Origin of the sequence: Thioflexithrix psekupsensis (genome assembly GCF_002149925.1) — a bacterium.
Lineage (GTDB): Bacteria > Pseudomonadota > Gammaproteobacteria > Beggiatoales > Beggiatoaceae > Thioflexithrix > Thioflexithrix psekupsensis.
On the sequence record NZ_MSLT01000018.1, the window covers coordinates 355,299 to 368,511 of the forward strand.

The window sequence follows — 13,213 nt, forward strand, 5'->3', positions numbered from 1 at the left end:
GTCAGCGGCTTGGGAATGAAATAGAGATAAAAATGACGTGATTTTACGGTATTATACGATTAGTGGTAGAGCATAAAGACAGATTAACGCGGTTTGGTTTCAACTACTTTAAAGATTTATGGCACGGTGAGATCGTTATCATTAATGAGGTTGCTGATGATGAAAAGGATTTAATGCAAGATTTTGTCTCATTGGTCACGTCTTTTACTGCTAGATTGTACGGAAGACGGAGAAGTCGCCGTAAAACCGAAGAACTTATTAAGCAATTGGATAAAGATGATGATCACTCTTAAAGCGTTTAAATGTCGGATATATCCGACAAAACAACAGCTTATACAGTTGAATAAGACCTTTGGTTGTGTGCGAGTGGTGTGGAATTACAATGTAGAAATCTTTAATAAATTTGATAAGAACAAGACAGAGCAAGAATCGCCTTTAACTTCTACTTTATTGAGAAAGAAATATGAGTGGATGGGTGAAGTGAGTGCGGCAGCTTTACAACAAAAAGAAATGGATTTTAAATCTTTTAAAAAGAATTACTTTTCAAAAAATAGAAAGAAAAAAATAGGTCGTCCTCAATTCAAAACTAAAGACGGCCTTCAAAGTTTTAGACTGCCCAATCATCGGATAGAACCTTTACTTGCAAAGCGTGCGGATTAGAAATCGATAGAGATTCAAACGCAAGCAAAAACGTGTTAAACGAAGCATTGAGAGTTATCAATGCTATACGAACGCCGAGCGGATGTCAGACTTTAGCGGTTTAATCCGTCAAAGCTATCTGCGTTGAAGCGTTTAGAGGAGCATAGAGAATTCTTTTCTATGTAAATCGTAACTATCAAAATGGTTTTTTATTGGAGTTAGTATGGATATTAATAAAATTTGTGCGGATGTATTGGCTGATGTGCCTTCTGCATTAGGCTGTGCCGTGGTGGATTTGGAAAGCGGTTTACTGCTGGGGGTGCATCACCGCGTCAATTATTTAACCCAATCGTATTTAGACAGCGTGGCAGCCGCTGCGGTGGATATGTTTCGTGGGCGTACGATTATGGCAGTAGAACAAATGTTGTCTAATATTCGCGGTCATGAAGCCTCTCGTATGATTAAAGAAATTCAAATGACCACTGAAAATACTTATCATTTTATGGCGATTGTTCCTGAAAAACCTTCTGCCTTATTGGTATTAATCACGGATAAAAAAGCCAATTTGGGGATGGGTTGGGCTGCGGTGCGTCGTTCTTTACCGAATATTGCGCCGTTGTGTCCTTGAGGTTTATATTTGATTGACGATGGAGTGAAAAACGATGCGATTCTTCATAATAGGCATAAATTTGTTATTGCTGTTATCCCTGCAATTGGCTTTTGCACAAACAGCCGCTCCTGATTCCAGAGCCGCAGTCATTACCTTGCTCAACGAGGCTAAGGCCGCTTACGAACAAGGACAAAATGAACAAGCCGCAGCGGCATTAGAGCGGGCTTTGCGCATTGATCCGCGTAATCCAGCTTTATGGCATAATTTAGCAGGTGTGCGTTTGCAACAAGAAGATTGGATGCGTGCGGCTAATTTAGCGGCTAAATCCAATTCTTTAGCCAGTGATAACAAATGGTTGCGGGTGCGTAATTGGGTGTTAATTGCTTTGGCGTGTGAGGCGATGTCCAATATGGAATGCACAATGGAAGCCCGTAGTCGGGCGCGTGCTTTGGCGAATTAATATGTCACTGACCAGCGATACATTGGATGAATTAGAGGCGGCATTAGATACCATTGCCGCGATTGCTACGCCGTTGGGACGGGGGGGAATTGGGGTGGTGCGGGTGTCGGGTTCAGCAGTGCCACAGATTGCACAGAAATTATTGGGGAAAACGCCGCCGCCGCGTCAAGCTCTGTATAGCGATTTTCGTGCAGGCAATGGTGAATTGTTGGATCAAGGGATTGCGTTATTTTTTCCCGCACCTCATTCTTTTACAGGCGAGCATGTGCTTGAATTGCAAGGACATGGTGGACTTGTGGTGATGGATCAATTGTTACAAGCCACTTTGGAATGTGGCGCACGAGTGGCGCGGCCGGGCGAATTTTCCGAACGCGCTTTTTTAAATGGCAAATTAGATTTGGCGCAAGCAGAAGCGATTGCTGATTTAATTGACAGTGCTTCGGTGCAAGCGGCGCGTTGTGCGTTGCGTTCTTTGCAGGGTGTTTTTTCGCAACATATTAATGAATTGGTGCAATTATTAATTGAATTGCGCACTTATATTGAAGCGGGAATTGATTTTGTTGAAGAGGAAATTGATTTATTATCAGATGGAATGGTTGCGCAAAAAATAAACGCTTTATTACAACAAATAGAACTTATTTTTTCTCAAGCGCAACAAGGTTTTTTATTAAAAGAAGGAATGCACTTGGTATTAGTGGGTGCGCCGAATGTGGGCAAATCAAGTTTATTAAATAGGTTGGCTGGGCGAGAAACCGCAATTGTCACGCCCATCGCAGGAACAACACGGGATTTAGTGCGCGATCAAATTTTGTTAGACGGGATGCCCTTGCATATTATTGACACCGCTGGACTACGCGAAACAGAAGATATTGTGGAAAAACAAGGCATTGAACGCACTCGGCGCGTCATGTCCGAAGCGGATTTAGTGATTGTTTTACTCGACGACCGTCATCCTGAAGATGTGGCCGAAACGGAATTATTACAACAATTAAAAATAAAACCGTTATTGGTGCGTAATAAAATCGATTTAAGCGGACATGCAGCGGGTTTAACTCCGGAAGGGGTTTTATATCTTTCTGCCAAAACGGGAGAAGGCATCGCCGAATTAAAAGATTATTTACGGCGACAAATGGGCTTGAGTGTGCAAAGTGAAGGGCATTTTATGGCGCGTCGCCGTCATTTAACCGCTTTATCTACGGCAAAAGAAGCTTTAAATAATAGCTTAAATTATGTGCAATTGCGCCATAGCGAGTTATTGGCTGAAGAATTGCGTTTAGCGCAATTGGCATTAAGCGAAATTACAGGAGCTTTTACAGCCGATGATTTATTGGGAGAGATATTTTCTAGTTTTTGTATTGGGAAATAGAGAATTTGGCGCGAATTATTAATTTTTATCAAAATAACGTACTAATAACGCATTTTTAACGCCATGCTCTCCCACAGACAACGGATTTTTACAATAAACCCAATGCCCTGACCCCGGTGCGACTTCTATCGTTTCTCCGCGTTCATTTTCCAACTGGGTTAAAGTAAAACGCACATTTCCGTATGGTGACATTAATTCTAAATTATCCCCTACCGCAAAACGATTTTTTACATCAATTTTAAGGCGATTTTTATCCGTTTGATACTCAACAATTTCACCAACAAATTGTTGTTGTTCACTGCTAGAACTGCCTTGTAAATAATTCTGATATTCGTCGTGAACATGGCGACGATAAAAGCCTTCGGTATAGCCGCGACTGGCTAATTTTTCTAATTCTAACATTAATTCTCGATTAAACTCCCGTCCTGCGACGGCATCATCAATGGCTTGGCGATACACTTGGGCTGTGCGTGCTACGTAGTAAAATGATTTCGTGCGTCCTTCGATTTTTAGACTGTCCACACCAATTTCTGCCAAACGTTGAACATGTTGTACCGCACGTAAGTCTTTGGAATTCATAATATAAGTGCCATGTTCATCTTCAAAGGCGGGCATCCATTCATCGGGGCGCGTGCGTTCGGCTAGCAAAAACATTTGATCGGTGGTTTCTCCCGCGCCCAATTGGGGCAAAGGCTTGGCGAGGGCTTGAATATCGCCGCTATCGGTTTCCTGCGCGGGCTGCGCGGCATAATCCCAACGACAGGCATTGGTACACGTGCCTTGATTGGGATCGCGGTGATTCATGTAACCTGACAGTAAACATCGTCCTGAATACGCAATACACAGCGCACCATGCACAAAAACTTCTAATTCCATTTCAGGACATTGTTGGCGAATTTCTTCAATTTCTTCTAAAGACAATTCCCGTGACAATATCACTCGTGTTAATCCCACTTTTTGCCAAAATTTAACCGCTGCATAATTCACCGCATTGGCTTGAACGGATAAATGAACAGGCATTTCTGGCCAACGTTCTCGAATTAAATCAATAAGACCTGGATCCGCCATAATCAGTGCATCAGGTTTTAATGCAATGACTTCAGCCATATCGTGTAAAAAAGTTTTAATTTTACTGTTATGCGGTAAAATATTGGTGGCTAAATAAAATTTTTTCTTTTGTTGATGCGCCTCGCTAATGGCCGCGGCTAATGTTTCTAAACGATTAAAATCATTATTGCGCACGCGCAAACTATAACGCGGCTGCCCCGCATAAACCGCATCCGCACCATAAGCAAACGCATAACGCATATTTTTTAATGTTCCCGCAGGGGAAAGTAATTCAGGTTTAATCATGGTCAATGTCTGAATAAAATAATTTGAAATATTAGTATTTTTACCGATAACAGGGTAAAAAGAGTTTTGTCAGTATAGACTAATTATATCGTTATTTCCACTAAAACTGTTATAATATAAAAGGATAAACAAAAAGCGAAGATTTAGGAAACTTAAAAAAATCCTATTTAATTATTAAACAAAAATATAAAATCAACGAATTGACTTAAAAAACAGGAATGAAAATATTTAAAACCATAGATTTATTTGCAGGTATTGGAGGGATACGGTTGGGATTTGAGGCTTGTGGATGTGAAAATGTGTTTACTTCTGAGTGGGATAAAGATGCTCAAGCCATGTACGAGGCGAATTTTGGAGAAAAACCACTTGGTGATATTACACAAATTATTCCCCACAATATACCCGATCATGATATTTTATTGGCAGGGTTTCCTTGTCAACCTTTTTCTATTATTGGAAATAGACAAGGTTTTACGGATACTCGCGGGACTTTATTTTTTAATATCGAAGAAATTTTGAGAATAAAAATGCCCTATGCTTTCTTATTAGAAAATGTAAAGCAACTTCGCACGCATGATAATGGTAGAACTTTTAAAATTATCTTGAGTCAATTAAAATCATTAGGTTATTTCGTACATTATACTGTGCTTAATGCCTTGGATTTTGGTCTGCCTCAAAAAAGAGAAAGAACAATCATTGTTGGTTTTAAAGAAAATATTAATTTTTCATTTCCCAAACCGACAGGTAAGTTTATTTCACTGGCTGAAATAGTAGAGCCTGATTGTCAAGTAGATAAAAAATATTTTGCTTCAGAATATATTATCCAAAAGCGGCTTAATCATCTGAAAAGTGAGCCTTTTTATCCTTCTATTTGGCACGAAAATAAGGGAGGCAATATTTCGGTACTGCCTTTTTCTTGTGCTTTGCGGGCGGGAGGGTCTTATAACTATCTGTTAGTCAACGGAAAACGCCGACCAACTGAAAGAGAAATGTTAAGATTACAGGGTTTTCCAGAAAATTTTATCATCAATGTCAATTACGCAGCAATGCGAAAATTAGCGGGCAATAGCGTAGCCGTTCCTGTTTTCAAAGCCGTAGCCAAACAAATGATCAAGGCGATGCAACACCCAAAAATCACGCAAGAACCTGAGCAACTTTCTATTTTGACTCCTGTTTGACCGCCAAAGATGAATCTACAACAAGCCAAGCAGTCTTTAGACAAAGTAATTAATAAATCAAGGGTTCATCTGTATAAACCCATACAAATCGCCGAAATTTTGCACCGAGACAGAACTCAAAAAGACATCACATTGACTGATTTAGAAACCTATCGTAATCCGTCTAAAAAATGGCGAGACATCATTTGTTTGCAATTTTTAGGTAGAACAAGCACTTCTTCTGCTCGTTATCAGGATGATGTTTTTAATGAAAACGCCATTCCGCCGAATGTTTTGGCCTATTTAGGGCAAGAAAATAGGCAAAAGAATGGCATTGTAGAGGCCTATATTTACAGACGTTTTGCGGCGCGTTTTTCACAAATGTCGAGTGCTTTGGCTTATTGCACTGAGCATAATAAAAACAATTTTCAACTCAGCGAATTCCTTGCTTTATTTCGGGCAGAAGCAGGTTTAAGACGAAGCATAGATAAGATTTATGAAATCGTTATTTTTTCGCTGTTCTCAGCCATTACAGAAGCCATGGAATTGAGCGTTGAAGTTTCATATAATCCTGAAAAAGTAAGCATATTAACCGAGTTTCAGGATTTTGCAGAAAATATTTTGAATTTGAGCAAGGATATAAATCGTTTTAAAACTAAGGCAAGAATTTATCGAATGGGCGTAACTAATGCGGCTGATAAGGGTTTGGATATGTGGGCGAATTTCGGCTTGGCTATCCAAATCAAACACCTTTCATTAAGTGAAGAATTAGCAGAAGATATTATAGGTTCTATTACAGCAGATCGAATTGTGATTGTTTGTAAAAGTGCAGAACAGAAAGTAATTGTGTCACTGCTCAATCAAATTGGTTGGAAATCAAAAATACAGGCTATTGTCACTGAAACTGACTTGCTCAATTGGTATGAAAAAGCGTTGCGCAGCGTCCATAGTCATCTCCTTGGTGAAAAAATTTTGGATATTCTGAATCAAGAAATCAAAATAGAGTTTCCTACTACTGAAAATCAAGAGTTCGAGAAATTTTATAAATACAGAGGTTACGACAAATTAAGCGATGAGTTTTGGTCAGTATAAAAATAGGGATTGGGTTTTGTGCTTATTTGTCAAATCAAAATTCATTTTTATATCCTTTTGCATAAAGTTCTTAAATAACCTAATTATTTCAAAAATAATTACTGAATTTTTTGATACGCTTGCAGGATGATATTTTTAAACGAGTCAGAAAGTAATGACCAATCTGCAATATCTACGCGAATAGGTAAATCGGATTCGCTAAATGCTTCTTTTAATAAGCCATATAAAGAGCTGTCTATGGGTTGCTCTGTGATTAATACTAAATCTAAATCCGAAAATGGTTTTAATCCACGTTGATGCACCCGCGAACCAAAAGCCCAGACTTCATATTCTGGCACTTGTTGCTGCAATATGGTGCGCACTTCGTCTAAATACTTCGCATCTAAGTGTATCATGAATTTCTTTGCTGCAAATTTTGTAATAACTGCTTGGCATCATCAATAAATAGGACTGCCGTTTTGTAAACTTGGATGGCTTTGGTTTCGTCATAAGTATGCGCGGTAATATTGCGTTGTCTTCTGTATTCAAACCATGCTTCTGGATCACTGATTAAATCGCGTTCAGCCGCCGCTCTCATCATATAGCAAGATGATGTGATTTATAAAACCTTTATTTTGTCAGAATCAGAATTTACAGAATTAAATAATTTTCAAAATTTATTCTTGCAAGTCATTTATTTTAAACAGATTTTTTATTCTTTAATTCTGAAAATCCTAAAATTCTGTAAATTCTGATTCTGACAGAAAAATTTTATGAATGACTTAATTTTGGTATATCTTTAAAACCCATCACATCAACCGGAGTCGGTGAGTCTATTTCCAGTTGACGCTTCATCATTTTCCAAGAAAGTTCATAGGAATATTCAAAACGTTGAATAACACTATCTCGTATTTCCGTATCTTCGGGTACGCTTTTCGAGCGTTCAATAGCGCGTTCTAAACTGTCTAATGCTTTTGTTAAAGTGCTTAAATCAAGCATTTTTTTTCCGTTTAATGATTTGTTTAATCAATAATAAATTCAGAATCAGAATTTCAGATTACTCTTTAAATTCTGATTCTGACAAAAATAAATAATTCCTCACTGAATCAGCCGCTTAATTTTACCACATGCAATATAAGACCCGCCTTGTGGATGTTCAATGACTTCATCCACCACGTATAATATCCCTAACTCTCTGATACTACGGGGAAAACGAATATTATAATCTGGGCGATAGCCATCAGAAACCACGCGAGCGCGTAATTTTTTCCCCTCTGGCACGCATTGCACCAATACGCCGGTGCCAATAGAATCCGTCGTTTCCAAATCGGCTGCCGTGGCGGGCGCAGTCGCGGCTTTGGGCGGTTTACCCGAACGCGGCACATGACGAGAATGCTTACGTTGTTGATAATGCTGCTCTTGTCCGGGCGCAACGAGACGACGAATCTCTCCCACGGTACGGTAAAACGTACCACTGCTGGCCAATTCCACCGCATCCACCAAATAACTCGCGCCTTCTTCTCGAATATGACGCGGAAATTGAACGTTAAAATCAGGATTGTAACCTTCTGAAATTACACGCATTCTCAATTTTCCGCCTTCGCGCACACACTGCAACACCACCCCTTGATCCGCAGAACTTACCACAGGCAAATCGTAAACCGCATCCGATATGGACACACCACGTAAACTTAAATCGCCACGATTACGCAAAGCCGATTGATAAGACTGATCTTTAAGTTCCTTACGTGTTTCTGGATCGTAACGTCTGGCTTCTAATTGCTTGATAAAAAAGCGTAATTGTTCAAATTCTTCTGCCCATTCAAAGGTTTCTTCAATATGCTGTTGCGTGAGAAAATCCAATATGTTGTGCAAGGTTTGCGCGGCATGATCCAGCTCGCCTTGATCGGCTAAATCCACAGCATTTTCTTTAGCGTGAGCAATGCGCAGGCGATGGGTTTGATCTAATACGCTTTGTTGGGGAGAGGTGTTGGCAAAGGCTTCAGGAGTCACGACGGGAATAGTCAATGTGCTGTCGGCGGTGGTTTGTTCAATGGCTTCATTAACCACCGTTTGATAGCGATAATGTACGGTAAACATCGGTTGTGTTCCCACCGCTTGAGCAGGAATACTCACGACTAAAGCCAATTGTTTCGCTTCCACTTCATACACATCGCCCAGCAAAATTTCCACACCATCGGCTTTGTCTTTATGTCGATAATGGTTAAGAATCTGCTCCACTTGTGCGCCGTGGTGTGGAGTCAAGGTCACGACTAAATCTTGTGCGACTAAAGAACTGAGGCTTTCTAATTCAATCCGAAAAACTTCAATTAAATCTTCAGGTGTTTGAATAAAATAAAAATTCCCGTTGGCATTTTTCGCCATGCCGATCAACAAATCTTCATTAAAATGGCTGCCGAATCCCAGCGTTGTCGTACTAATATGGGCATTTTGAGACTTTTGCTGTGCCGTATTGATCAACACTTTACTGTCTGTCACGCCCACATTGGCTTGACCGTCGGTGAGCAGCAGCACCCGATTAATCTTATCCGCGGCATAATGGGCTTGAACATGCTCACAACCTTTAAGCCAACCTCCACTTAAATTGGTACAACCACCCGCCGTGATTTTGCTCAACACCGTGTAAATAATATCTTTATTTTTAACCGCTTGTGGCTCAAAAATCGTTTCCACATCATCATCATAAATCACCACAGAAACAATATCTTCTGCACTCAGTTGTTCTACCAATAAACGCGCCGCATTCACCGCTTGTTTTAACGGCTGCCCTGCCATAGAACCCGACCGATCAATGACAATGCTTAAATTAAGCGGTCGGCGTTTACGTGGCGCATCTTGTGCGACGGGTTGAAATTGCAACAACAAATCGATAAAACTCGCTTGATGAGCAGGAATACATGAATGACTGGTTTGCGATGAAAGTTGTAACATGATAAGCGCACGCCTCACTTAGGTGGATAATTGGCATTACGGATCGGGATTCGGAGAAACAAAAGCAAGTCACCACACATCAAACAGAGTGCCAAACCCATGCTTGACACTCCGAATACTTAACCAATCGTATCGACTAATAAAAATTCTAACAAGGCCTTTTGTGAATGTAGCCGATTTTCAGCTTGTTGCCATACTGCGCTTTGTGGGCCGTCAATAACACTGCCACACACTTCTTCTCCGCGATGCGCAGGCAAACAGTGTAGAAAAATCGCGTTAGATTGCGCCAAGCTCATCAATTCCGCATTCACTTGATAATGGGCAAATGCCCGCTCCCGCACCCGCTGCTCTTCTTCTTGTCCCATACTCGCCCAAACATCCGTCGTCACCAAATCCGCGCCCAACACCGCCGCACGAGGATCACTCACCACTTGTACCCGATCTGCAAATTTTTCCACCAATTCCGCAGAAGGGCAATAACCCGATGGCGAAGCCACCACCAATTCAAAATCAAATTGTGCCGCCGCATGAATATACGAGTGACACATATTATTCCCATCGCCAATCCACGCGACTTTTTTACCCGCAATCGATCCGCGTAATTCGTAAAAAGTCTGCATATCCGCTAACAATTGGCAAGGATGATGTTCATCGGTCAAGGCATTGATCACGGGAACTTTGGAATATTCCGCAAAACGCTCTACATTCTCATGGGCAAACGTGCGAATCATCACACAATCCACCATGCTAGACAGCACTCGCGCACTGTCTTCAATGGGTTCACCGCGTCCCAATTGAGTATCACGCGGTGACAAAAAGATGGCATTGCCACCAAAATGATACATGGCCGTTTCAAAAGAGACTCGCGTGCGCGTTGATGATTTCTCAAAAATCATTCCCAATACGCGCCCACGCAAAGGCTCGTATAATTCGCCCGCTTTTAAGTTGGCTTTTAAAACAATAGCACGTTGAATTAATGCCTGTAATTCTGAGGCTGAAAAATCCAACAGGGTTAAAAAATGACGACATGCCATTCCTTACGCTCCTTTGTGTAAAAATATCGATTTGATAATGTTTTTATCATCGATTAATCAATAAATTATAATGTGGTAGGGGCAGTGAGAAACGTATCAATTAATTCACTGACACCTTCAATGATTAAATCCGCTTCAGCATCGCTAATAATGAGCGGCGGCAATAAACGCACCGCACGCCCCGCAGTGACATTGATCAACAATTGTTTGGCTAATGCCGCTTTAGGCAACGCGGTGCAATCTTGGCTTAATTCAATACCAATCATAAGCCCTTTACCGCGAATTGCCCGCACGCCGTCCCGATGGCCTAAACGCTCCCGAAAGCCATTGAGCAAATACTGTCCCAAATACGCAGCGCGTTCCCACAACCGTTGTTCGCTCAAGGTCTCTACCACCGCCAATCCCACACGACAGGCTAATGGATTTCCTCCGAAGGTTGAACCGTGTTGACCGGGTTGAAATAAATTAGCCGCGCCTCGCGCCAAACACGCACCAATCGGCATTCCATTGCCCAAGGCTTTGGCTAAAGTCATCACATCGGGCAAAATGCCTTGTTCTTGATGCGCAAACCAATAGCCCGTGCGTCCCATTCCGGTTTGAATTTCATCGAGCATCATTAACCAGCCTTGTGCATCGCACAAAGCCCGCACCTGACGCAAGTAATCCAACGCAGGAACGATAACGCCCCCTTCCCCTTGCACGGGTTCGAGTAAGACAGCGACAATCTCTGTTTCCGTCGCTGCCAATTGTTGCAATGCCGCAATGTCATTGTAAGGCACACGAATAAAGCCCGGTAAAAACGGATCAAAACCGTCTCGAATTTTGGCGTTACCAGTTGCCGTCAATGTAGCCATGGTGCGGCCGTGAAATGATCCTTCAGCCACCACGATTTTAGGTTGTGCAATGCCCTGTTTTCTCGCGTATAAACGAGAAATTTTAATCGCGGCTTCATTGGCTTCTGCACCCGAATTGCAGAAAAAAACACTGTCCATTTGACTGCGTTCAATCAGCGCATCGGCTAAAGTTTGCTGATGGGCGATTCCGTATAAATTGGACGTATGTATTAAGGTATGGGCTTGTTCACAGAGAGCCTGAGCAATCGCGGGATGTGCGTGTCCAAGACTACACACCGCCACGCCAGACACCGCATCTAAATAACGCACATCATTGCTGTCCCACAGCCATGCGCCTTGACCCCGTGTAAACGTCACGGGCAGGCGCGAATAATTCGACATTAAAGTTGCCACGGCAGTCTCCAAAAACTGAAAAAGCAGTCCCCTAAAGACTGCTTGGAAAAAATTTCAAAGTGTAGCGATTGAATACTATTTGAACAAGGTGTTTTTTAGTCAAGCCCTGCATATTAATACCCAATCACCACGCTGAACAGAGGAATCCTGATTCACACAAAAGGAAAAATGTTAGAATAACGTTGATTTTGCTATGCACAATGGCATAAAAACCCTGTAAAAACTTTTTTTAACCCAACCCAATGCGTAAAGAGTAATTATTTTTATGACTAAGATAGGTATTGTCGGTGGCACTGGTTACACGGGCGTAGAATTGCTGCGCTTATTAGTGGGACATCCCCATGTACAGCTTCATGCGGTGACTTCTCGCGCCGAAGCGGGTACACGCATTGCTGATTTATATCCGAATTTACGCGGACACCTCGATCTTTCTTTTACCGAGCCGAATTTAGAACAGTTAAGTGCTTGTGATTTGGTTTTTTTTGCCACACCAAACGGCACAGCCATGCAATTAACGCCTGATTTACTCGCGGCGGGTGTGCGGGTGATTGACTTGGCGGCTGATTTTCGTTTGCAAGACCCCCATAGTTGGCAAAAATGGTACGAGATACCGCACACTTGTCCCGAATTATTAAGCGAAGCCGTGTATGGCTTGCCAGAATGGCACCGCGAAGCCATTGCCCAAGCGCGTGTCGTGGCAAACCCGGGCTGTTATCCCACAGCCGTGCAATTGGGATTATTGCCTTTACTGTCAGCGGGTTTGGTCGATACAGACAGCCTAATCGCCGATGCCAAATCAGGCGTAAGCGGTGCTGGACGTAAAGCCAGTGTGGGCATGTTGATGGGCGAAGTGGGCGAAAGTTTTAAGGCCTATAACGTGCATGGACACCGACATTTACCTGAAATTTGTCAAGAATTGAATCGTGTGGTGGATCGCCCTGTTCACTTGACTTTTGTGCCACATTTATTGCCGATGATTCGCGGCATTCACGCCACTTTGTATGCGACTTTAGTGAAAGAAGTCTCCAATGAAGAATTACAAGAAGTATTCACACAGCGTTATGCGGACGAGGCTTTTATAGACGTATTGCCGTTTGCGGGACATCCAGAAACACGCAGCGTTCGGGGGACAAACCGATGTCAATTAGCCGTGCATCGCCCCCAACAAGGTAAACAACTCGTAATCCTCAGTGTCATCGACAATTTGGTGAAAGGCGCGGCCGGACAAGCCATTCAAAATATGAATATTATGCTTGGTTTTCCTGAAAAATCAGGTTTAAATCACGTGGGATTATTGCCATAATTAAATCGCCTCATGATGTAA

The 13,213-nt window shown here is 42.0% G+C and carries 15 protein-coding genes and 1 pseudogene; 9 read left to right on the top strand and 7 right to left on the bottom strand.

The genetic code is table 11. The features are described from left to right. The first annotated feature begins 62 nt into the window (after positions 1–62). The 6 genes and pseudogenes from TPSD3_RS17795 to mnmE all read left to right on the top strand — a co-directional run bounded on the left by TPSD3_RS17795 (position 63) and on the right by mnmE (position 3,075). Positions 63–293 (top strand): hypothetical protein, encoded by a 231-nt coding sequence (locus tag TPSD3_RS17795; protein ID WP_086488772.1) that lies wholly within the window; start codon positions 63–65, stop codon positions 291–293. Beyond that, complete coding sequence (locus TPSD3_RS12005; RefSeq protein WP_425353091.1) at positions 280–660, top strand: helix-turn-helix domain-containing protein; 381 nt, start codon at positions 280–282, stop codon at positions 658–660. Before TPSD3_RS17795 ends, TPSD3_RS12005 begins: the two co-directional genes overlap by 14 nt. Further along, a pseudogene (locus tag TPSD3_RS18370) lies at positions 657–764 on the top strand (hypothetical protein); the annotation flags it as partial. The gene TPSD3_RS12005 and the pseudogene TPSD3_RS18370, both read left to right, overlap by 4 nt. Before the next feature lie 98 nt (positions 765–862). Beyond that, the gene (locus TPSD3_RS12015; RefSeq protein WP_086488774.1) at positions 863–1,267 is read left to right on the top strand and encodes a roadblock/LC7 domain-containing protein; all 405 of its coding nucleotides are present in this window, start codon (positions 863–865) and stop codon (positions 1,265–1,267) included. Between the two features lie 34 nt (positions 1,268–1,301). Then, positions 1,302–1,709: a tetratricopeptide repeat protein gene (locus TPSD3_RS12020; protein WP_086488775.1), complete on the top strand. Its 408-nt coding sequence runs from the start codon at positions 1,302–1,304 to the stop codon at positions 1,707–1,709. A gap of 1 nt (position 1,710) precedes the next feature. Further along, positions 1,711–3,075: a tRNA uridine-5-carboxymethylaminomethyl(34) synthesis GTPase MnmE gene (mnmE, locus tag TPSD3_RS12025; protein ID WP_086488776.1), complete on the top strand. Its 1,365-nt coding sequence runs from the start codon at positions 1,711–1,713 to the stop codon at positions 3,073–3,075. 18 nt (positions 3,076–3,093) lie between these two features. On the opposite strand, the gene trhP is transcribed toward mnmE, so the two are convergent. Continuing rightward, entirely contained in the window at positions 3,094–4,428 is a 1,335-nt protein-coding gene (trhP, locus tag TPSD3_RS12030; RefSeq protein WP_086488777.1) for a prephenate-dependent tRNA uridine(34) hydroxylase TrhP, read from the bottom strand. A 218-nt stretch (positions 4,429–4,646) separates the two neighbouring features. On the opposite strand from trhP, the gene dcm reads away from it, so the two are divergent. Together dcm and TPSD3_RS12040 are read left to right on the top strand one after the other, a co-directional pair. After that, positions 4,647–5,606, top strand: coding sequence for a DNA (cytosine-5-)-methyltransferase (gene dcm, locus TPSD3_RS12035; protein ID WP_086488778.1), 960 nt, complete (start codon positions 4,647–4,649; stop codon positions 5,604–5,606). 9 nt (positions 5,607–5,615) lie between these two features. Then, a complete protein-coding gene (locus TPSD3_RS12040) occupies positions 5,616–6,677 on the top strand; it encodes a HaeII family restriction endonuclease (RefSeq protein WP_086488779.1) in 1,062 nt (353 codons plus the stop codon). 98 nt (positions 6,678–6,775) lie between these two features. On the opposite strand, the gene TPSD3_RS12045 is transcribed toward TPSD3_RS12040, so the two are convergent. From TPSD3_RS12045 to TPSD3_RS12070, 6 genes are all read right to left on the bottom strand, one after another. Further along, positions 6,776–7,072 carry a nucleotidyltransferase family protein gene (locus TPSD3_RS12045; RefSeq protein WP_086488780.1) on the bottom strand — a complete coding sequence of 99 codons (297 nt, stop codon included), beginning with the start codon at positions 7,070–7,072 and terminating at the stop codon, positions 6,776–6,778. Next, positions 7,069–7,257 carry a nucleotidyltransferase substrate binding protein gene (locus TPSD3_RS12050; protein WP_086488781.1) on the bottom strand — a complete coding sequence of 63 codons (189 nt, stop codon included), beginning with the start codon at positions 7,255–7,257 and terminating at the stop codon, positions 7,069–7,071. The genes TPSD3_RS12045 and TPSD3_RS12050 overlap by 4 nt, the downstream gene beginning before the upstream one ends. A 170-nt stretch (positions 7,258–7,427) precedes the next feature. Beyond that, entirely contained in the window at positions 7,428–7,655 is a 228-nt protein-coding gene (locus TPSD3_RS12055; RefSeq protein WP_086488782.1) for a nucleotidyltransferase substrate binding protein, read from the bottom strand. Between the two features lie 99 nt (positions 7,656–7,754). After that, positions 7,755–9,608, bottom strand: a complete 1,854-nt coding sequence (locus tag TPSD3_RS12060; protein ID WP_086488783.1) for a vWA domain-containing protein — start codon at positions 9,606–9,608, stop codon at positions 7,755–7,757. Positions 9,609–9,727: 119 nt separating this feature from the next. After that, the gene (gene argF, locus TPSD3_RS12065) at positions 9,728–10,642 is read right to left on the bottom strand and encodes an ornithine carbamoyltransferase (protein ID WP_086488784.1); all 915 of its coding nucleotides are present in this window, start codon (positions 10,640–10,642) and stop codon (positions 9,728–9,730) included. A 65-nt stretch (positions 10,643–10,707) separates the two neighbouring features. Then, positions 10,708–11,889 carry an aspartate aminotransferase family protein gene (locus TPSD3_RS12070; RefSeq protein WP_245391590.1) on the bottom strand — a complete coding sequence of 394 codons (1,182 nt, stop codon included), beginning with the start codon at positions 11,887–11,889 and terminating at the stop codon, positions 10,708–10,710. A 265-nt stretch (positions 11,890–12,154) separates the two neighbouring features. Here TPSD3_RS12070 and argC point away from each other — a divergent pair, with 265 nt between their 5' ends. Continuing rightward, the gene (argC, locus tag TPSD3_RS12075; RefSeq protein ID WP_086488785.1) at positions 12,155–13,192 is read left to right on the top strand and encodes an N-acetyl-gamma-glutamyl-phosphate reductase; all 1,038 of its coding nucleotides are present in this window, start codon (positions 12,155–12,157) and stop codon (positions 13,190–13,192) included. Positions 13,193–13,213 lie beyond the last annotated feature (21 nt).